This window comes from Verrucomicrobiota bacterium (assembly GCA_039192515.1).
GTDB lineage: Bacteria > Verrucomicrobiota > Verrucomicrobiia > Methylacidiphilales > JBCCWR01 > JBCCWR01.
This window is the reverse complement of record JBCCXA010000001.1, coordinates 290,645-310,953: the sequence shown is the minus strand read 5'-3', so window position 1 is coordinate 310,953 and position 20,309 is coordinate 290,645. Positions and strand designations below refer to the sequence as shown.

Genomic DNA, 20,309 nt, shown 5'->3' with positions numbered 1-20,309 from the left:
GATTTCAATGCAGGTAGAAGCAACGATTCTGAATACTTTGGGACAGGCCTTTATACCAAATACCTCTTAACGGACATCATCAGCATTGCTGGTCGCGCAGAATACATGCACACCGATGACCAGAACATCGTTGGCTTAACATCCAACCCCAGCGCTAATAATCTGTGGAGCCTGACCGGAACTCTGGGCTTTAATTTACTTGATAATCTTCTGCTACGTGCTGAATACCGTGTAGACATTGGAAATGACGTTGCCGTGAGCGGAACCGCATCTGATGATGTCGTGCACACCATTGCCACACAAGCCGTCTACAGCTTTTAAAATCAGTGGAGATAGATAAGCGTCTATTGGGTAATCAAAAAATTTTTACAACGAAAGGTTAGGACCAAGAAATGATCAAAAGTGCATCTAGAGAATACTGGTGGTTATCTATCCTGCTAATAGTAGGGCTGTGCTTTACATCGAGCAAGTCCATAGCGGAAAAACCGCTAAGTGTATATGTTGTCAATTACCCCTTACAATACTTTGCAGAGCGTGTAGGCGGCGACTATGTAAAAGTAACATTCCCAGCACCTGAAGATGGAGATCCAGCCTTCTGGCAGCCTGAAGCTGAAGATGTTATTGCCTACCAAAAGGCTGATATCATATTACTAAACGGTGCAACTTATGCTAAATGGATAGCTACGGCTACTTTGCCTAAAAGTAAAGTTTCTGATACGTCGGAGTCCTTTAAGGATCAGTTCATTGAGATCAAGGATAAGACTACACATAGTCACGGACCTGAAGGCGAGCATTCTCACGCAGGAATAGCTTTCACAACTTGGTTAGACTTCACTCAAGCAGTCCAACAGGCGAAGGCCATTCACAAAGCATTTACCCAAGCCTTCCCGGAAAAAGGCGGCGAGTTCGATGAAAATTTTCAAGCCCTAGAAAGAGATCTCATGGATCTCGATAAAAAGATGGCAAAGATAGCATCCGTTAGTAAAGAAGTGTCTCTAGTCGCCTCCCACCCAGTTTACCAATACTTCAAAAGACGTTATGGACTTAATTTGGTAGAGGTATTATGGGAGCCTGAGACTTATCCTGAGGAAGAGAGTTGGGAGGCATTCAAAAAATTACATGATCAAAATAAGTTTAAGTACATGATTTGGGAGGGAGAGCCTCTGAAAAAATCTGTGTCTAAGCTAGATGAAATGGGTATAAAAAGTTTAGTCTTTGATCCCTGTGGGAATAGGCCAGGAAAAGGCAAAGACTTCTTAACTGTCATGAAAGAAAATATGGCCAATCTTCAGATGATTACGGAGTCATAACTTTTCTTACAGGTGTCTTTTTTATGGAACCTTGTATTAGAGATAGTAGCTTTGCTTAGGTTTTACGCCACTATGATATGAAACCCAATTCCCGCAATTGCCGCACCCATATAGCGCAAAAGTTGAGGTCCTGCAGAAAATCTCTTTGAGACGATTCCAATAACAACGCCTGCTACGTGTATTAATGCTGTGCCGGTAATAAATCCTGAGGCATAGGGTAAAGGTGTGGCTATTTCAGGCATTTCGGTTCCATGTGCATGACCGTGGAACAGTGCGAAAAAACCAACTGCAATAATCGCCAATAAGGTGGGAAGCTTCTTCTCCGCCGCAATAGCTATGCCGAGCACTAGCACCGACACAGCGATACCCAATTCCACGGAAAATAGTGAAATGTAATTCATACCCATCACACCACCTACAAGCATAAGAACGACAAAGGCGGAAGGAACTATCCAAATGGCTTTCCCCCCCATCTGTGCACTGAGGATTCCTACGGAGATCATCGCTAGTAAATGGTCGAGTCCCAGAACAGGGTGAGTTAACCCCGGCAAGAAACCAACGCTGACACCCTCATCATGGGCTTGAGCCATGCAAGGAATTAGCAAAACCATTAAGACTATCAATTGTTTTATTTTCATCATTCTCTGCTTCATTTTATCTGAATCATTTTATTTTTCTAGAGTTTCCATACGTTATCTTAGCATCATCAGGATGAGGCTCTTTTTACTCTATATTCGAAGACTAATTTGCTGGCAGCCACCCTCGCTTTCTCTATGTCATTCGATGTTACATTATTCCAAGTTTGTCGCCTGCTGCTATGATAGAATCTCTGACAGCATTGCTTCCCGCAACAATTTCGGCTCGTTTGCTCATAGAAACCTTGCTGTAAGGAGTAAAAATACCTGACTTATAAAATTCTTCGATGCTAGAAAAGCATTTTTTGAAAGCTGACTCGATATTATCCTGCAACTTTGTATCCTTTTGCGACAGCACACCATAATAAGGTTTGATCTGGCTTTGAATACCTAACCAGTTATTCCAAAATATAAGCAGTGACTGATCGGACCAGGTTTCTTCTTCACTGGAAATTTTTTTACAAGCCACTTCATTGGAAAGTCCGATCATTCCTTCAAAGTTTTTGGCAGCCCAAAATTCCCCGCGGTTTTCGAGATCTTTTTGCAGTTGAGTACATGCTTCAATCAATTTGGTTGCATAAGGTAAGGCAGCCTCTAGGTCGCCTTCTCCGAAAATCAGCATTTCTATGCGGTGGACGCTGCGAAATTCATCCGAAGTTGTGCCCTCGTCAAATGCGTATGGGCGAGCGTCGATGTTCGCATCGGTTTCTTCAAAGGAACCAGCATAAGTTTCAATCTGTTCGTAGGGAGGGCGGCAATCGACATAGGCCTTTTTTGCTTTATCAAGGTCTCCGCTAGCAATTGCATCCTTGAGCCCTATAATTAGAGGCATCTGATCCTTGGCCAACTTTTTGAAGTAGGCGAGCCCCTCATCAATCTCTTTGGAGTAGATTTTTTTATCAGCTTGATCTGCAGCGGAGACTGTTTGGATGCCACTCGTTAAGCTGAGCCCAACAATTCCTACGCCGGCAACCGATCCTGTTTTTAAAAAATCGCGACGAGAAGTTTTGATACCGATCTGGGTTTTGGTTGATTCCATCATATGTGTTTCCTAGTGATTTGATTTTGCCTAATTGTGAAGATACCTAGAACTAGAATGATGATGAGAAACTTTTTTTAAATCAAGAGTTTGTTTTGATTTGATCTTTAGACAGGTCGCCTTTCGAGCTTCCATGCCAAGCAAAAACGCGACCGAGCCAATGAAGAAGTTTTCTTTGAAACATCCTTTAGATTCGTCGACGGGACATTCGGCATCCCCTAAGCACTTAAACTCCTAAGAAAAGTATTTTGGGTTAGATGTTTTGAAAAGGATCTAACAGCAAGCTGTATATACCCACTCGGATTTTAAGAATAGGGCACAGGTCATTAAAGAGGCTTTACGCAGATGTATCCTAAGATTAATCTCCGATACCTAACCGCTAACAAAGGCCAAAGGGATACAAATGATATGCATGAGACTAAAAGCAAGATTCAAAATGCAAAATTCCTCAAGACTCTAAGAGTGGTTGGTTTTATTGAAGGTTGTTCCACCCTGGTTCTTTTTTTTATTGCGATGCCACTCAAGTATATCTGGGGGATGCCAGATGCTGTTAGTTGGCCCGGCCGCATTCACGGTGGACTTTTTGTTTTATTGGTATTGCTAGCCTTGATTGCCATCAAGCAGGTACCCATTACATATAAATTGTCCTTTAAGATTATGGTAGCCGCGGTGATTCCCTTTGGACCATTTGTAGTCGACAAAGAACTTAAGGCGCTTTCTTGATGCACTAAGCCGCTAGTTAAAGAGAATACTCAAGAGTGGAGAAGGCACGTAGTAGGGATTGGAAAGAAGATCTCTAGTGTCTTGAGCATCTAGCCTTCTTGGTCGTGTAGATCAGACAACTGCCAGTGAATTGATTTGATGAAGAGGCTTTACCCTCTGATGCACTGAGATTATTCTGCATGCTTGAGTGCTGCCACAGAACCAGAGCAATCTCCGCATAAATCTTTTGCAAAGGTAAAAAAGTCGGAGCTTTTTGGCTGGTGTTGCTTTGATTTTGCGAACTCCGCATTTACCACAATCATTATTACCGTGGCGTTTGCCCCGTATTTTGTGGGAGTTGTGTGTAAGGGAAATGAGTTTGCCAATACTCTATGGGCGACAGCACTTATTCTATCCCAGGTTTTGGTCGTTTTGCTTTCTCCTTGGCTAGGGACGGTAGCAGACCTAACTGCTCAGAAAAAGAGGTTCCTATTATTTTCTGCTATCATCTGCTGCTTTTTTACAGCCCTTCTTGCTACCTCAGTGGAAGGGCGCATTTTATGGGTGATGTGTTTGGTTATTGGAGCCAATTTTGGTTTCTCGATGGGTGAGAATTTTTGTGCAAGTTTTTTGCCTGAAATCAGTCACAAAGGGAATGTGGGGAAAATTTCAGGTTATGGATGGAGCTTTGGATATTGTGGTGGGTTATTTAGTCTGGTTATGGGAATTATTATTCTAAATTTCTATAGTGGGCGAGAGTCTGAGGCAGTTCCTTATCTATGTGTCTTAACAGCATGTTTTTTTGCCGCTTCCTCCCTACCAACTTTTTTACTATTGAAAGAAAGGAAACTACCAGCAAAAGGTGTGACTTTAACAAGGGCGTGGAATGCTGCTTGGAGAGAGATCATACACACGTCTCGGCAGTTAGAGAAGCACAGGGAATTAAGCTACTTTCTATCCTGTTATGCCATTTATATGTCTGGCTTGTCAGCCATCTTTGCCTTCGCTGCAGTTTTTGCCACCCAAGTCCTAGGCTTCAATACTGAAGAAAACCTTATGTTATTCGCAAGTTTACAACTCAGTAGCGCATTAGGTGCTTTTGCCTTTGGTTTTTTTCAGGACCAATTTGGCTCAAAAACCATGTTGATGATTTCCTTGTTGATATGGGTAGGTGTTTGTTTTGGAGCTTTCGCAAGTATAGAGAAGTGGCATTTTTTTGTGGTAGGAAACTTTGCTGGCTTCGTTGTGGGCTCAACTCAAGCGGGTAGCCGCGCGGTTGTCTCTTTGATGAGTCCAAAAGGTGATGAAGGACAGGTGTTTGGATATTGGGGCCTGTTTGGAAAACTCGCAGCAATCATTGGGTATCTTTCTATGGGAGCCTTGGCTGATTTTATAGGTTTTCGTTGGGCGGTTTTCTGGAACTCATTATTTTTTATCATGGGCTTTCTTCTGCTTTCAAAACTCAAACTAAAGACTATAGAATCATAATACGTTTGCATGAAACTCAGATGTTTCCCATGACACCCAGTGATTTTTGACAGGTCAGTTCGTGCTCCAAGTCCAGATTACATCGAGATCGGGGTGATTTAGGATCTGTGCGGAAGGCTCATTATCAAGCATGATAGCCTTCATCAGATGGCGATTTGCCTCTGGAAAATTCGATGAACGGGCAAAGAACCTCGCTCTCAGATATTGCCATTCAGGGTCTCTTTTGCAGGTGTCAGATATTGCCGAAAGGAGTGTATCTGCCTGATCCAGAACGCCTTGCGCCAAAAGAAGCTCAATCTCTAGCTTGATAAAGGAGAGGTTTTTTCTTTCCTCTACCGGAATTTCATAGAGCTCTTCGCTAGCTTCTTGAAGCATTCCCAACCCGATATAGCCTCGAGCAGCTTCAAAAGATCTGTATCTCTGCATATTCATAACAATCCAATTTGTTAAATATTAAATCGATCCCATTTTGATTGGAAAAAGTATTGGGAAACTCTTGCATCGCAGAAGAGGAAGGAAAGACCGCGAACTGTAAGCATTGACCATTTGCATCAAAAGGAAGAGCTTTTTAGAGGTATTTAATTCCTCTTGATAAGAGCTCTAAAGCCAAAATCGGGTTGATTAAGATGAGGGCTTGATTCGTCTACACAGTTATAGATACCTTAGATGGCTATTTCTATGAGTGAAGATATCGAAAAAAAGCATGACGCGCTTGCTTTATTAAGAAAGTTAGAATGGCGTGTTAGGGACTCTGCTGATTCCGTCTTGGGAGGCGACTATCGCTCTGCATTTAGGGGCAGAGGGCGTGAGTTTGACCAGGTGGTTCGCTATGAGTGGGGCGACGATGTCCGCGATATTGATTGGAACGTAACCGCTCGCTTAGGAGAACCATACCGTAAAAAGTACATCGAAGAGCGAGAGATGACTATGGTCTTGGTAATAGAAGACGCGGTTTCTTTGCAATTTGGCTCAGGGGGTAAGACGAAGCGTGAAGCACTTCTGGAGATTGCGGGATTACTGGGTCTTCTGTGTGCAGCTAATCGTGATAGGCTTGGGATTGTGCATGCCACTCCTGAAGGGTATTCCATGCGCGAGCCCGTTCGGGGGCGAAGAGCTATTATGCATGCAATGGCGGGATTAATGGCTGGAACGAAGCCCAAACTCTTCCACGAATCACCCAGCCTTCAAGTTCCCTGGAAAGAGCTTTCTCATACCCTTCCTAAACATACCCTATTACTCTGGCTCTCGGATTTTACTCCAAAAGGTAACCCAGAAGGCTGGCAGATTCTGAAGCAGCGCTTTCAATTGTTAGGGTTCCGAGTCGATGATCCCTGGGAGAGAGAGTTGCCGCATGTTGGGACTGTAACTGCCTATGATCCCTTGTCTGCTGAACTAGTTTATTTAGATACGGAAGATAATGAGAACCGAGCCGAACACGCCGCTTGGTGCCAACATAGAGAGAATTTTTTCAAAGAATTGTTTCCTGATCCACTTAGCAGATGCGCGGTATTAACCGAAGAGTCTGTACTAGAGGCCATGTTGAATTTTTTCCGAGCTAGGATGAAACTAATTACCCATTAGAATGGATTGTAGGGGGCGCTTAAATGATAAATAACTGGATATTTGGAAACCCTGAGTGGTTTGGATTACTTCTGCTGTTACCTTTGATTTGGTGGCTGAGGTCGCGCGGTGGCTCTGAAGTACTGATCATTCCCAGCTCCGCAGAATGGCATAAACCAAGCTGGATGAAACAAACGCGTCTGCCAGTTGCCTTAATTTATATGGCTATTGTTTTTTGTGTATTGGCCTTAGCACGTCCTCAAAAGGTGGAAGAGAAAGTCGAGGTCAAACAGGAGGGTTATGATATTGTTCTGGCGATTGACCTTTCTCCCAGTATGTTAGCAGAAGATTTTCAAAAGGGAGGGGTTCGACTTAACAGGTTGAATGCCGTCAGGCCGATTATTCAAAAATTTATCCGTGAGCGGAAAGGAGACCGTATCGGTTTGGTAGTATTTGGAGGCAGGGCTTATACTATGGCGCCTCTAACCTTTGATCGTAACTGGCTAAAGAAGCAGGCGGATAGGCTAGAGACAGATCTAGTAGAACAAGGAACTGCCATTGGAGATGGATTGGCACTGGCGCTTAGCAGGCTAGAATTAAGCAGACGAGATGATAGTGCAGAACGTATTGGTGCTTTTGCGGTATTACTTACTGATGGCGCACAGACTATAGGCGCTTTGAAACCCGAGGATTCTGCCAAGGTAGCTAAAGATATGGGGATACCTGTCTATACGATAGGCGTAGGCACCCAAGGAGTGGTTCCTTTTCCTGCCTTTGATCCTAACAGTGGACAGAGAATTGGAACGGAAAGAAGACGTTTCCCTTTGGATGAAAAAACCTTAAAAATGATCGCAAAGGAAACGGGAGGGCAGTATTTTAGAGCGCGAGATACAAATGCTACGGAGCGAGCTTTTGCTGCAATTGATAAATCTCAAAAGATTGAGTTTGAAAAGCAAACACGTTTGAAGAAGCAGGAGCACTATTATTGGTTTGCCGTGCCTGGCGCTATACTAGCACTTATGAGTTTACTGACCTTTACTTCCATCAGTCTCATTTCCAATCATACTAGAAGGGCAATAAATGGAATTTGAGTATCCATGGGCTTTAGTGGGCGTCCCTTTCATTTTATTCTTCTTTGCCATTTTTATATGGTTGGTCAGAGTAAAAGAACAAGTCAAGCGTTGGCAAAATATAGAACATGCGGTAGTAGGATCCGCCAGGAAAAAAGTAGGTAAGCGAAGGTCTCTCCAGCGTTACTATTTTCTGATGTGCCTGGGCCTGATCTTACTTGTGCTGGCTTTGGCCAGGCCCAAGTGGGGCGAGGAAGAGCAAATTTCCTACCAGCCTGCGCGCGATGTCATGATTGCCATGGACTTGTCAAAAAGTATGCTAGCTCAGGATGTCACGCCAAGCCGCTTAGATAGAGCGAAGCTGATGGTTCAGGAACTATTTGGAGCTCTGCAAGGTGAGCGAGTCGGCTTACTCGTTTTTGCTGGAACGGCCTTCGTTCAAAGCCCCCTAAGTGGTGATTATGAAATCCTCAGAGAAATAGTACCCACCCTCTCTCCCAGTTTCTTGCCGGAGGGGGGAACGGATTATGAAGCGATGCTAATGGAAGCAACGCGCGGCTTTAGTGTGGATGTGCCCGCTGATCGCTACCTTATTGTCTTAAGCGATGGTGAAAATCTAAGCGATGACTGGGCCTCAGTGATGGAGACTATCAAATACTACGGCATTCGTATCATTACGTTAGGCATAGGCACATTAAAAGGAGGGGTGATTCATTTGGAAGATGGTGGCGTCCAAAAGGATGAAAGCGGACAAGTCATCTTATCTAAATTAGAGGAAAGGGTATTAATGGATATGGCAGAAGAATCTGGTGGCATTTACAAAAGAGCTGATCGATGGGTGGATATTCATGATGAGGTGAAAGCACTCATCGCTAAAGGAAAAAAATTTGCTGCTGAAGAAAAAAGAACTGCCAGTATGATAGAGAGATTTCAATACTTCCTAGCACCTGGAGTTGTGTTGCTTCTTATGAGCTTGTTGTTCGAGTTTCCCAAGTATCCAAGCAACTCCGAGAAAATGAAACGTAAATTAATGGAGAAAGATTTACAGGTTGTCACTTTAGTCGTGTTGTTGGGGTACTTGCCTGTAATAGGATTTGCTCAATTGAGTGGAGGGGGACAGCCTTTAGAGCAATTGATACCCGCAGCAAATGAGAGGCAAGCCGACCCGCAACAAGCACAAGCCTCAGAGCAATTGCGTCATGCAGTCACCCATCTATTTCAGCAAGATAAGCCATTGGGCAAAGATTGGGCGCACATGGCACAAGCTACTTTAAGCTATGGGCAAGCTATGCAGGGCGGCAACCCTGCCGTGATAGAGGATGGACTTAAAGCAGTTTCGGAAGGTCGTTCTACAGACTCTAAAGCCGCAGATTGGGATACATTAGAAAGTCAATTACGTGATCTGCTTAACCAACAAGAACAAGAGCAACAACAAAAAGACCAAAATTCCGAGCAGCAGGAAGAAAATCAATCAGAAGATAGCTCGAATGATAGTCAGAACCAACAACAAGATCCTCAACAAAACCAAGAGCAAGACCAAAATCAAGAGAGCCAAACCAATGGCGAACAACAGCAAAATCAAAATCCTGAACCGCAGAGGAACCAAGAAAATGGTGAAGAGCCAGATGAACAACAGCCGCAAGAACAAGGCGCCAGAAATGAAGAGCAAAAGCAGGAGCAAAACAAGCAGCGCCAGGCCCAAAATGAAAGTAATTCTGAGCAAAGCAATGAACAAGAGAATCGGCCCCAAATGTCTCAAAGTCAGGATGGGGATGAAACTAACCAGGATAATGAGGCTAAGGAGCAGAGGCCCATTTTGCCTGCTAACATTTCAAGGATATTAAATCGCATTCAGCAGAAAGATAAGCCAGCAGTTTTGTTCCAGAGAATGAATGAGCGCGAGGGTTTAGAGACCAAGTCTCCAGCACAAAAGAAGAAGAAGGACTGGTAGCAAAAAATCAACAGCAGTCTATAAAGCCCGGATGATACCATAGAAGCTGAACGAGATGAAAAGGAGTCATATTGGATGAAATATTTGAGGAGTCAGCAATGCATTCAGGGGGCGCACCCTAAAGCACTTCACAGGGGCACGATTCCTATAGCTCCTCATTGTGCTATGTTGCGTTGGTGTATTGAGATGAAGACGGTTTTATTGCACCAGCTATGTGAGAAACTAACATTAGCCATAACTCAGTCATCCACATTCATCGGGCCGCTTCTAAGCACAAGATTATTATGGGGGGTTAGCTTCATTGCCTGCTTATCGGTAGCAGATGCTCAAACCGTTACCTGGAAAATTCCTGATGCCGGGTTTGTTCGTGGGAATAAAGAAATTCTCCAGTTAGTTTATGATGGGTGTTCTCCCGAAGGAACCCCCACATTGCCCAACGTAGAGCATTTAGTAATTTCTGATACTCCATCTGTTAGTAGACAAACGCAAATCGTTAATTTTTCGACGGTTGTCAACAATGTAACACTTTCCTATGCAGTCATGGCCTCCAAGGCAGGTGAATATGTGTTACCAGATTTAGAAGTGATGACCAATAAGGGAGCTGTAAAGGTTCCTTCCATTAGGTTTACCGTTTCGGAAAGGCAAGCAAGGTCTAGCAAACAACAAAGTTCTATACAAGCAGAACTAGTGGCCTCTCCAGAATCTGTCTATGTGGGACAGGTCTTTGAGTTAAAGTATGAATTAACAGCCGTTCAAAATCTCGTTTCCCGCTACGGATATGTTCAATGGGAAGAAGACCGTGTCATTTCAGATCCCTGGCCGCAAGAGCCCAAAGTACAGGCTGTGGGCAATAGGCGTAGTTTATACACTTTCGGGAAGGAGGCATTATTTCCTGATACAGGAGTTTACCAGCTTCCTTGGGCACAGTTAGATGTTGAAATACGGACTAGCAGGAGAGATTTCTTCAGAAATTTTGTGAAGGATGTTGTAAGTGTTCCCACGGAACCTATCACTATGGAAGTAAGGCCCTTACCTCCTGATGACACAGGCAAGTTCTCTGGAGCTATCGGAGACTTTAGGCTGACATCTAAGGTACTCCCAAAAAATGTGAAGGAAGGAGATCCTGTTACATGGACTCTGGAATTAACAGGGAAGGGCAATTGGCCATTAGAATTTCAAAAGCCAAATCCTGGCTTGCCATCTAATGTTCGTGTGATTCGCCCTGACGACAAGGTAGAGATAGATGATACTAACCAATTTCAGGGAACATGGACTCAGGATTTTGTGATTGTGACTGAAGCAGCCGGGACTATTGAGTTACCTGCTTTGGACTATGTTTACTTTGATCCCACCATGGACCTTTATAAAACTTTAGAAGTTAAACCAGATCAGATTGTTGTAGAGAAAGGCGATTACCAACCACCTGCGACTCCAACAGTTGCCTCCGTGCCTAAGTCCAGCCAAGGAGGTGAGAGTGCCGATATCGATCCAAAAGGATTAAGCATGGAAGAAAAATCATTAGCTCCAGCAGACTTACTTCCAGCACAGCCAGCAATTGGTTCCGGCAAGGTCTTTGGTCCGGTTGATGATCGATTGTTCTATCTTATTGTAGCGCTCCCAATATTAATGCTTTTCTGTGGATGGTTTTATTTAGCGATGCACCGTGTGATTCTTCGCGATGAAAGTAAAACAAGGCGTGAAGCATTCAAGCGACTGAAGGCAAACATTAAGAAATTAAAAGTTTGCTCAGGGCAGGGCGTCAGAGAAGGACTTGTAGCGTGGCAAGAGGATGTTATGCGTTTATGGGCAGGGAAATATGTCGCGCCCTCTTGGTCGGTTCTTAAGGAGGGTTTAGTAAAAGAGGGTTATGAAAGAGAAGTAGATATTTGGTTAGGTCTCTGGCAAGAAGCTGAAAGCGGGTTGTATGCTAGGAATGAATCCGTGTCTCGCGAATGGGGGCGCCGTGCTGATGAAGTTCTTCAACGAGTTAAGCTTCCATGGGTCCCATTCTGGAGAGTTTTTTATCCCAAATATCTGTTACCCCTACTGGTAATGGGTCTTTGTCTTTCCGGGCGAGTAGATGCCTCTGCTTCAGGATTAAAGCTATATGAGAAGGGCAAGTTCGCAGATGCAGCAAGTGAGTTTGAAATATTAGTGGACCAGACACCAAAGGATTGGGTAGCGCGCCAGAACTTAGGACTTAGCCTTTATCAGCAAGACCAGCTGGCAGATGCCACCGGGCACTGGGTATCTGCATTGGTGTTAAATCCCCGCAATGATGATGTCAGATGGAATTTAACATTGGCCAACGAAAAAGAGGCTCGCTTAGACCCTCTAGTTCGAGATGTTTTAAGAGAACAAGGGCTTTGGATGCTATTTGGCAAAGCTTCTCCCTTTGAATGGCAACTAATCGTGTGGATGGGTGTAATTTGCCTCGTGATAGGATGTGCTATCTTGTTGATCCAAAAGTACCAGATTATTCAGAAAGATTTTAGCACTGGAGGTTTTATTTTGGGGCTAATAGGTATCCTAGCAACTGGCCTAGGGGGTTATGCCTTATGGGAGTATGATTTGCTAAAAGAACCTTGGGCAGTGGTGGTAAAGAATGAGAGTGGATTACTCTATTCTATTCCGAGTGATGTAGCTGATGACCAAGAAAAGAGAGAATTGCGTTTGGGCACGGTAGGCGTTGTAACAAGTGATGAACGCATTGGCTGGGTGGCCTTAAAACTATCTTCTGGAGAAAGCGGTTGGGTCAGAGAGAAGGATCTTGTTTATCTCTATCAATAAGTTCTTGGGCTTTCCTTAGCGCTTCCTCCTTAGATTGAAGGGCACCCTCAAGTTGCCCGTCCGAAATGATGCTTAATATTTGGCCAATCTGAGGCCCAGGCTTTAAGCCAAGGGCAAGCAAATCACTTCCAGTGATTAGTGGCGCTGGAGCTATTTCTTCTTGTGATAGTTCGGCTTGTTTCTCTTGGATAAATTGATAGACGCCTAAGTCCCCATGGCTGCTAAGACAGTCGATGCGGTGCAATTTTAATTCATCACTAAAATAGGGCTGCGCCAAAAACCTTTTTAAAGTAGATAATTTCATCTTTGGTGCATCCTTGAATTTCATATGTCCTGCAACTAAAGCACATGTAGCCTGAATGTCTTCATTGGAAAAACGCAATCGCTTCATGACTTTTTCCGTCATGCGGGCTCCGACATGCTCGTGCTCGTTAAAGCGAATTCTGCCGGTTTCATCAACTTTGTAGGTTTTTGGTTTGCCAATATCATGGAACAACGTCCCGAATGCTAAGGCAGTACTTGGCCGCTGATCTGTGAGCATCTCGATCATCATTCGTGTGTGAACATATACATCCCCTTCTGGATGAAATTGTGGCGGTTGCTTCACCCCTTTGAGTGCGTCAATTTCGGGCAACCACAACTTCAAAAGCCCAGACTTGTCTAATAAATCCATGGCTTTAACCGGAGTAGATCCCGTAAACATTTTAGTAATCTCAACTCGCACACGCTCAGGTGGCAGAGCTTCCTTCTTCGGGCTAGCTGTGGCACTCGACATATCCTCAAGTGCATTCCAGGTTTCTTCTTCCACTTCAAAACGAAATTCTGCGGCAAAGCGCAAAGCTCGAAATAAACGCAGCCGATCTTCCCTAAAACGCAACTTGGGGTCACCAATAGCTCGTATAACCCCTGCCTTGAGGTCTGGCAACCCATGGACATAATCGATCACTCTATGGGTGGTTGGGTCAAAAAAGAGTCCATTGATAGTGAAATCTCGTCGGAAAGCGTCTTCCTCTGGACTAGAAAAAATAATTTTCTCTGGGCGTCGACCATCTTTATAGTCCCCATCTGTTCTAAAGGCGGCAACTTCGTAAGAATGCTTATCAACTATGACACGAACAACACCAAATGACTTGCCCTGTAAATCCGTAACACGGGAAAAGAGTTTTTGGACCTGGTTTGGAGTTGCCGCAGTGGCTATATCTATGTCCTTACAAGGCAATCCTAACAAGACATCACGCACAGAACCCCCTGCGAAATAAGTGGTAAATCCAGCGTCAGACAGTTTTTCGACGATACGGAGAGCGTTTTTATAAAGCCGGCTTTTTTGAAATTTTCTTAAGGCTTGGTCTGGTATGGCTATGGTAACCGCTTTGGACATTATTTCTCTGAAGAATTGTTTGAAGAGCTTCTTTCCTTTAAATCTACAGGTACTTGCTTTTTATACAATAAGTAGAAAACACCCCCAATTAAGCTCCAAGATGTGATCACCATGAAATAAAGAAATGAAACAGCTAACGGCAGTTCACTCTCAGATTTGTCAGGAATAAGCCCGAATAGAACAAATAGAAATAAAAGCGCAGCCTCCCGCGTTCCAATACCACCTAAGCTGATTGGCAAGCCCATAACAATTACAGTAATCACAAAAATAAGAGCAACTGTGAGATAGCTGGCATCAACCCCTAGGGCAGTGGTAATAAGATAGGCGCTAGTGAAGTTGCTAGTAATAAGAGCTAAACTCAGAATAATAGCCGTAAAACTATGCTTCCAATGCTTCCCGTGGTCCTTGAAGCCAAAGTATAGTTGCTCGATGATTTCTCTTTTCGGAACTTTTATCCAGAGGCTTTGCAAGGTTTGCGGTATCCATGACAAGGGAAAGAAATAAGCGGCTATCATACCAACTACGCCGCAGGCAAGAAATGCGTAGACTGAATAAGCCATCCAAATAGTTCGTTCATCATGAGAAATGACCTCGATTTGAGTTAGCAACAGAAGGGCACCAACAATTAAAAGTATGATAAAACCAATGACTCGATCCATCAGAATAGACAAAAAGGCTCTGGCTTTTTTGTCAGGAGCATAACGCAGAATATAAACAGCCCTGACAACATCTCCACCTGTAGAACCTAGTAGAAAGGAGTTAAAAAAAATACCAATAAAGCTTAATTGTATGGCAACAAACTGGGACACGTAGATTTCCTGTATTTTTAATAGATAATACCACCTATAGGACACAAAAACCGCTACCAGGCCAAAGCAGCAAAAAGAGCCTAACAACATCCACGGATCTGCTGACGTAATGTGTCCCACCAGCTTTGCAAAGCTAAAATCTGTAAACAGAAATATAAAGGCCAGGATCCCAACGAGAATGAAAATTTTAACAAAGACTTTCCAGTCTAGAGTTTTCCTTTTGCTGTTTGAAGACTCGGGCCGTGTTGATTCCACCAGCTCAGACATTCTTGAACTCTTTCTGTTTTAATTTTAGGGGACAATTCTAGCACCATAACGGGATCTCGTGCTTTATTCAAGTAGGGCCAGAATTTTTCAAAGGGAATCGTTCCACCACCTATCGGTAAATGGTCGCGGTTTGGCGGTAGAAAGTCGTGCACATGACAGCCCAAAAGCCTAGGAGCAAGTTGTTCAAACTGATCGATTTGGTTGGAGTAGCCAAGACAGTCCTTTCGGGCTGCATGTCCGAAGTCATGCCAATAGCCAATCACACCACTATCGAAATGATTGAAAATATTTTGCCACTGGTCATCTAGGGGAATTTCCTCTGCCGATTCGCGGCATTCGATACCTAGCTGAACATTTATTGAAGATGCATAGCTCTCTAATTGACTCAGGCAATTGTGAATATAGGGCCAACGCTTCTGGTACTGCGTTTCGTGCTGCGTAACGGATTCAATCTTAAGCTTGGTATATTTTCTAGAACCGAACTTACCCTTCGCAAACAATTCTTCTAACTGACGGGTAACCGATTTTTGTCGAGTTCTACCAATATGTAAGACAACTTTCTTAGTCCCTAACTCTGCAGCATGCTGGATGGTCTCCATTGAATACTTAATTGCCAGATTACGACTATCGGGATTAAGGTCCGAAAACTCATAACAGTTAGGGTCTGCCCGCGGAACCTCCAGAGGAAGAGGACAGAAATTGTGCAGTGATGAAATTTTAATGATACCTTTGCTTACAGCTTTCAAGATTCCCGGCCACAAGCTAAAGTGAATACCGTAACTTAGCTCAACATATTCAAAGCCCAGTTGAGCAGCATGTGTAAGCATATCATAACCATCTTTATGACGTTTGGATAACCAGCTTGTGGACAATGATAGAGGTAATTTCAAATGGAGTGCCTCTCAAAAATTTAAACCGCATCATGCCATAGAGACTCAGGTGTCTACGTAAAATCTTGAGCCCAAGAAACATAGATTCTCCTAAAGGCATTACTTTTGGATACATCTCCAGCGACACTCTTTTCTTTAAGGCTCAAGGTATTACACATCTCCTTCTAATTCCATGACATCATTCGGACTTATGATTACAGTAGGTTATTTTGTTAAGAAATGCCTACAATAAAAATCCGGCATCCTTTTGGGGATGCCGGATCAAAAAAATAGAAACTTATAAAAACTTAGAGAGAAAAATTGCCCCAGTAGTTAAGCTTGGGCTCCTTCGCTTTGCGTCTTTTTTTGTCACTAGGCTTTTCATGGTTACGGCGCAAGCGTGCTTCACGAAGTGTTCCCTCGCGATCTAACTTCTTTTTCAAACGTCGTAACGCTTTTTCTACCGACTCGCCTTTCTTTAATTTGACTTCAGACACGTTATATTCACCTCGATTCCATCTATTCGTAATAGGACCTAATATCATATGGAGCAGATAGACTCTGTCAAACTCTAGTACGCTGCAAGAGACATAGAATTATAATCAAAACCGTTTAACTACTTGATAATGAACCGGTTAGAAGATTGAGCGACAAAATGACTCTATAGGTTTTTGCTTATATTATGCAAGCGTATTTTATCAAAGGTTTTCAAATGGCAGGGTGCCTCGACTTATTGCCATGCCATGTATATAAAATGTGGACAACTGGTTGTGTTGAACTTGAGCTCTGATCGCATAGGAGTACTTTCAAAAGAATGGTCCAAGATTTTGTTCATCTCCATGTTCACACACACTACTCATTATTGGACGGTGCATCCAAGGTAAAACCATTATTAGAGAGATGTAAGGAGCTGGGAATGAGCTCGCTGGCACTAACTGATCATGGAAACATGTTTGGAGCCATTGAATTTTACCAAACAGCCCATAGCCTTGGCATTAAACCAATCATTGGGTGTGAAGTTTATACAACCCCTGGTAAGATGACTGACAAGGGACTGCAAAATGGCAACAAGAAACCTGACCCGATTCATCACTTCCTCCTACTTGCCAAGAATGAGGAAGGTTATAGGAATTTAGTGAAACTAGTTTCCGCAGGTCATATAGATGGATTTTACAGGAAGCCTCGCATTGATAAGGAGCTTCTATCGCAATACTCCCAAGGACTTATAGGCACGAGCGCCTGTATAGTAAGTGAAATAGCGCGACATATTATTCACGATGAGATGCGTGAGGCCGAGCAAAGCCTAGATGATTATGTCCATATCCTAGGAAGAGATAATTTTTACCTGGAAATACAGAATCACGGGATACCTGAAGAAGCTAAAGTTCGCGAAGTGTATCGCAAATGGTCGAAAGAAAAGTGTATACCCATCATAGCCACCAATGACGTTCATTATATTTTACAGGAACACGCAAGGGCTCATGAAATTTTACTCTGCATAGGCACAGGCGCTACCATGAATGACGAAAAGCGAATACGTTATTCAGGGCCAGAATACTATCTAAAATCCAAAGAGGAAATGACTGCACTTTTTGAAGATCTTCCAGAAGCTCTGACCAATACTGTAGAGCTTGCCGAGAGATGTGACGTGGAGATTGATTTAAAATCCAACAAATACCCTGAATTTGATGCCCCTGAAGGCGGTGATAGAGCAGCTTACTTTCGCGAGCTATGTTTTAGTGGGCTAGAAGATAGGTATGGCGCCGAAAGAGCTAACCAGGACAAAGAACTGAGAAAGCGTTTGGAGTATGAGATAGGCGTCATCGAGAACATGGGCTTTGTCAGTTACTTCTTAATCACTTGGGATTTTGTTGACTATGCCAAGCGCAATGAGATACCAGTAGGGCCTGGAAGAGGTAGTGCTGCCGGTTCTATTGTAGCGTATGTGCTGAAAATTACTGATTTATGCCCACTGAGGTACGGGCTTATCTTTGAGCGATTTCTTAATCCAGAACGTGTTTCCCCCCCGGATGTTGATATTGATTTTTGTCAGAGCAGACGTGGAGAGGTAATTGAATATGTCAGAAAAAAGTATGGGGATAGATCAGTTGCCCAAATAGTAACTTTTGGGACCTTAGCTGCGAAGATGGCAGTGCGTGATACCGCTAGAGTCCTAGGTCTTGGCTTTGGCGAAGCAAGCCGGTTAGCAGATCAAATTCCTACGGAATTAAAAATGACCATTCCCAAAGCGCTTGCGCAGAATCATGAGTTAACGCGTATGATAGAGCAAGATGAGGTTTCTGCTGAGGTCATTGAAAACGCCATCAGCCTTGAGGGGTCTGTTAGGCAAACAGGTATACACGCAGCTGGCGTGGTCATTTCAGATCGCGATTTAACTGATTTTATACCACTTATCCGAGACGAAAAGAGCGGTGGCATCGTCACTCAATACTCCATGGAGCCGTTGACTACAGTAGGTATGCTGAAAATGGATTTTCTGGGCCTTAAAACACTAACCGTTATTCAAGATTGCTTAGATTTTGTAGCACAATCAAAGGGCAAAAAAATCAAGATAGAGGATATTTCTCTAAAGGATCAGAATACCTTCGATCTTCTAAACCGCGCTGAAAATATCGGCATTTTCCAGGTGGAATCTGAAGGAATGCAAAAGATTTGCAGTCAATTCGATATCAAGAGTATTGATGATATTATCGCTCTAATCGCTCTTTACCGTCCCGGACCCATGGACTTGATTCCCGATTACATTGCACGAAAAAAAGGCAAGGCTAGGTTTGAGTATGATCACCCTCTTCTAGAAGAGATTTGCTCTGACACTTACGGAATCATGATTTATCAGGAGCAAGTTATGAAAGCCGCTCAGGTCTTAGCTGGGTATTCCTTGGGAGATGCGGATTTGCTTAGAAGAGCCATGGGTAAGAAGAAAAAGGAGGTGATGGATGAGCAGAAAAAAATCTTCATCAAAGGCTGTGCCACCACGAATGAGATACCAGCGGCACAAGCAGGAAAGATTTTTGATACACTAGCTAAGTTTGCGGGCTATGGCTTTAATAAGTCTCACAGCGCTGCCTATTCGGTAGTTTCCTACCATACTGCCTTTTTAAAGGCTAATTACCCGGTGGAGTTTATGGCAGCTTTGTTATCTAATGAACTAGATAATACAGATAAAATTGCCATCTTTGTCGATGAAGCAAAGCGCATGGGTATAAGAGTCTTGCCACCATGCGTTAATGAAAGTCTTTTTTCCTTCTCAGTTGGACCGCATCAGATACGTTACGGTATGGCTGCCATCAAAAATGTGGGCGAGGCTGTCGTTAAAGCTGTTATAGAGGCTAGAGAGTCTCAGGGACCTTTTAAATCCATGTTTGATTTATGTAAACGAGTAGATTATCACGTTTTGAATAAGAAGGCCTTAGAGAGCTTAGTGAAAGCGGGAGCCTTTGATTCCATATCTGGAAACAGAGCAGAGATATACAATCAGATAGATCAAGCTTTAGCCCAGTCTGCTTCCTTAGCAAGAGATCGCGAGAGTGGCCAAGGAATGATGTTTGATATGGGGAATCTGGACAATCCGCGCAACAAGCCTCTAGGAGGTCAGAGCGAGCACCAGAATAGAATTAAAAACTGGCCCATGGGAGAACGTTTAGGCTATGAGAAGGAGCTGCTAGGCTTCTATGTTACAGGCCACCCTGTCGACGAGTTTGATTCTGATTTGAGGGCTTTCCGCACGCTTCATATAGGTTCTATCAAGAATATGAGCCAGGATACTGTAGTCCGAGTTGCAGGTGTTTTACAAAGTGTAGAGGTAAGATTGTCTCAAAAAACTGGCCGTCCCTGGGCCAGAGTTTCTATTGAAGATCGGACTGGTAAAGTAGAAATAGCACTTTTTAGCGATCAATATGAGCGTTATGGTAGTCTCCTCATCACGGGTAAACCACTTGTCATTAGCGCGAGGGTTGACCTCTCACAAGGTGAACGCGTCCAAATTAGACCTTATGAAATCTGCACACTCCAGGAGGCTTGTTCGAGAGACTTACAAGAGATTCATTTAGAGCTTAGAAGAGACAGATGCCAGCAAGACTTATTTGGCCTGCTCAAAGGTGTCTTTCATGAAAACCCTGGAAACGTCATTGTCTGCTTAATCATACCTGGCGAAAATACTGGTGCTGTCTTGATGGAGACAGGGGAAAAGTTCCGTATAAACGCACCGCTTGAGGTCATTACTCAATTCCGCGAGATCTGTGGACGTGACCAAGTTAAATTATGCGTAAGGGATCCGCAACCAGCACCTAAAAGACAAGGATTTCAAAGAAATGGATCGCGAACCAAGAATCTTCAAAACGTTTAGGCTAAAGCTCATCTAACCCGAATGATGTCATAGAGACGTAAAGATCTCTGCAAGATTTTTAACTCTCTATGCATC

The 20,309-nt window shown here is 43.5% G+C and carries 16 protein-coding genes; 9 read left to right on the top strand and 7 right to left on the bottom strand.

Translation table 11 applies throughout. The features are described 5' to 3' along the window. Both AAGA18_01420 and AAGA18_01415 read left to right on the top strand, forming a co-directional pair. The coding region (locus AAGA18_01420) for an outer membrane beta-barrel protein (GenBank protein MEM9443987.1) at nucleotides 1-321 on the top strand (321 nt) is incomplete at its 5' end. Nucleotides 322-392: 71 nt separating this feature from the next. Beyond that, entirely contained in the window at nucleotides 393-1,310 is a 918-nt protein-coding gene (locus tag AAGA18_01415) for a metal ABC transporter substrate-binding protein (protein MEM9443986.1), read from the top strand. A gap of 62 nt (nucleotides 1,311-1,372) precedes the next feature. On the opposite strand, the gene AAGA18_01410 is transcribed toward AAGA18_01415, so the two are convergent. Next, nucleotides 1,373-1,951, bottom strand: a complete 579-nt coding sequence (locus AAGA18_01410; protein ID MEM9443985.1) for a HupE/UreJ family protein — start codon at nucleotides 1,949-1,951, stop codon at nucleotides 1,373-1,375. 145 nt (nucleotides 1,952-2,096) lie between these two features. After that, the gene (locus AAGA18_01405; protein MEM9443984.1) at nucleotides 2,097-2,987 is read right to left on the bottom strand and encodes an EfeM/EfeO family lipoprotein; all 891 of its coding nucleotides are present in this window, start codon (nucleotides 2,985-2,987) and stop codon (nucleotides 2,097-2,099) included. A gap of 405 nt (nucleotides 2,988-3,392) precedes the next feature. Between AAGA18_01405 and AAGA18_01400 the strand changes: the two genes are divergently transcribed. Beyond that, a complete protein-coding gene (locus AAGA18_01400; GenBank protein MEM9443983.1) occupies nucleotides 3,393-3,707 on the top strand; it encodes a DUF3817 domain-containing protein in 315 nt (104 codons plus the stop codon). A gap of 183 nt (nucleotides 3,708-3,890) precedes the next feature. Next, nucleotides 3,891-5,174: an MFS transporter gene (locus tag AAGA18_01395; GenBank protein MEM9443982.1), complete on the top strand. Its 1,284-nt coding sequence runs from the start codon at nucleotides 3,891-3,893 to the stop codon at nucleotides 5,172-5,174. 54 nt (nucleotides 5,175-5,228) lie between these two features. Here AAGA18_01395 and AAGA18_01390 read toward each other — a convergent pair whose 3' ends face one another. Further along, the gene (locus AAGA18_01390) at nucleotides 5,229-5,600 is read right to left on the bottom strand and encodes a tetratricopeptide repeat protein (GenBank protein ID MEM9443981.1); all 372 of its coding nucleotides are present in this window, start codon (nucleotides 5,598-5,600) and stop codon (nucleotides 5,229-5,231) included. Nucleotides 5,601-5,840: 240 nt separating this feature from the next. Between AAGA18_01390 and AAGA18_01385 the strand changes: the two genes are divergently transcribed. From AAGA18_01385 to AAGA18_01370, 4 genes are all read left to right on the top strand, one after another. Continuing rightward, nucleotides 5,841-6,755: a DUF58 domain-containing protein gene (locus AAGA18_01385; GenBank protein ID MEM9443980.1), complete on the top strand. Its 915-nt coding sequence runs from the start codon at nucleotides 5,841-5,843 to the stop codon at nucleotides 6,753-6,755. A 23-nt stretch (nucleotides 6,756-6,778) separates the two neighbouring features. Next, nucleotides 6,779-7,825 carry a VWA domain-containing protein gene (locus AAGA18_01380; GenBank protein ID MEM9443979.1) on the top strand — a complete coding sequence of 349 codons (1,047 nt, stop codon included), beginning with the start codon at nucleotides 6,779-6,781 and terminating at the stop codon, nucleotides 7,823-7,825. After that, the gene (locus AAGA18_01375) at nucleotides 7,815-9,755 is read left to right on the top strand and encodes a VWA domain-containing protein (GenBank protein ID MEM9443978.1); all 1,941 of its coding nucleotides are present in this window, start codon (nucleotides 7,815-7,817) and stop codon (nucleotides 9,753-9,755) included. Before AAGA18_01380 ends, AAGA18_01375 begins: the two co-directional genes overlap by 11 nt. Nucleotides 9,756-9,830: 75 nt before the next feature. Then, a complete protein-coding gene (locus tag AAGA18_01370) occupies nucleotides 9,831-12,545 on the top strand; it encodes a BatD family protein (protein ID MEM9443977.1) in 2,715 nt (904 codons plus the stop codon). Here AAGA18_01370 and AAGA18_01365 read toward each other — a convergent pair. The 4 genes from AAGA18_01365 to rpsU all read right to left on the bottom strand — a co-directional run bounded on the left by AAGA18_01365 (nucleotide 12,511) and on the right by rpsU (nucleotide 16,413). Then, the gene (locus AAGA18_01365; protein ID MEM9443976.1) at nucleotides 12,511-13,923 is read right to left on the bottom strand and encodes a CCA tRNA nucleotidyltransferase; all 1,413 of its coding nucleotides are present in this window, start codon (nucleotides 13,921-13,923) and stop codon (nucleotides 12,511-12,513) included. The genes AAGA18_01370 and AAGA18_01365 overlap by 35 nt on opposite strands. Then, on the bottom strand, nucleotides 13,923-14,999 hold the full coding sequence (locus tag AAGA18_01360) for a lysylphosphatidylglycerol synthase transmembrane domain-containing protein (protein MEM9443975.1): 1,077 nt from the start codon (nucleotides 14,997-14,999) through the stop codon (nucleotides 13,923-13,925). Before AAGA18_01360 ends, AAGA18_01365 begins: the two co-directional genes overlap by 1 nt. Next, a complete protein-coding gene (locus tag AAGA18_01355) occupies nucleotides 14,939-15,889 on the bottom strand; it encodes a sugar phosphate isomerase/epimerase (GenBank protein MEM9443974.1) in 951 nt (316 codons plus the stop codon). The genes AAGA18_01360 and AAGA18_01355 overlap by 61 nt, the downstream gene beginning before the upstream one ends. 287 nt (nucleotides 15,890-16,176) lie before the next feature. Then, complete coding sequence (gene rpsU, locus AAGA18_01350) at nucleotides 16,177-16,413, bottom strand: 30S ribosomal protein S21 (GenBank protein ID MEM9443973.1); 237 nt, start codon at nucleotides 16,411-16,413, stop codon at nucleotides 16,177-16,179. A 269-nt stretch (nucleotides 16,414-16,682) separates the two neighbouring features. Between rpsU and dnaE the strand changes: the two genes are divergently transcribed. Then, complete coding sequence (gene dnaE, locus AAGA18_01345) at nucleotides 16,683-20,234, top strand: DNA polymerase III subunit alpha (protein ID MEM9443972.1); 3,552 nt, start codon at nucleotides 16,683-16,685, stop codon at nucleotides 20,232-20,234. The last annotated feature ends 75 nt before the right edge of the window (nucleotides 20,235-20,309 follow it).

Bases quoted from the DNA above. Each gene is read 5' to 3' on its own strand.
- AAGA18_01360 (MEM9443975.1), bottom strand. From the start codon at position 14,999: ATGTCTGAGCTGGTGGAATCAACACGGCCCGAGTCTTCAAACAGCAAA.
- rpsU (MEM9443973.1), bottom strand. From the start codon at position 16,413: ATGATATTAGGTCCTATTACGAATAGATGGAATCGAGGTGAATATAAC.
- AAGA18_01385 (MEM9443980.1), top strand. From the start codon at position 5,841: ATGGCTATTTCTATGAGTGAAGATATCGAAAAAAAGCATGACGCGCTT.
- AAGA18_01375 (MEM9443978.1), top strand. From the start codon at position 7,815: ATGGAATTTGAGTATCCATGGGCTTTAGTGGGCGTCCCTTTCATTTTA.
- AAGA18_01370 (MEM9443977.1), top strand. From the start codon at position 9,831: ATGAAATATTTGAGGAGTCAGCAATGCATTCAGGGGGCGCACCCTAAA.
- AAGA18_01400 (MEM9443983.1), top strand. From the start codon at position 3,393: ATGCATGAGACTAAAAGCAAGATTCAAAATGCAAAATTCCTCAAGACT.
- dnaE (MEM9443972.1), top strand. From the start codon at position 16,683: ATGGTCCAAGATTTTGTTCATCTCCATGTTCACACACACTACTCATTA.
- AAGA18_01390 (MEM9443981.1), bottom strand. From the start codon at position 5,600: ATGCAGAGATACAGATCTTTTGAAGCTGCTCGAGGCTATATCGGGTTG.
- AAGA18_01405 (MEM9443984.1), bottom strand. From the start codon at position 2,987: ATGATGGAATCAACCAAAACCCAGATCGGTATCAAAACTTCTCGTCGC.
- AAGA18_01365 (MEM9443976.1), bottom strand. From the start codon at position 13,923: ATGTCCAAAGCGGTTACCATAGCCATACCAGACCAAGCCTTAAGAAAA.
- AAGA18_01415 (MEM9443986.1), top strand. From the start codon at position 393: ATGATCAAAAGTGCATCTAGAGAATACTGGTGGTTATCTATCCTGCTA.
- AAGA18_01380 (MEM9443979.1), top strand. From the start codon at position 6,779: ATGATAAATAACTGGATATTTGGAAACCCTGAGTGGTTTGGATTACTT.
- AAGA18_01410 (MEM9443985.1), bottom strand. From the start codon at position 1,951: ATGATGAAAATAAAACAATTGATAGTCTTAATGGTTTTGCTAATTCCT.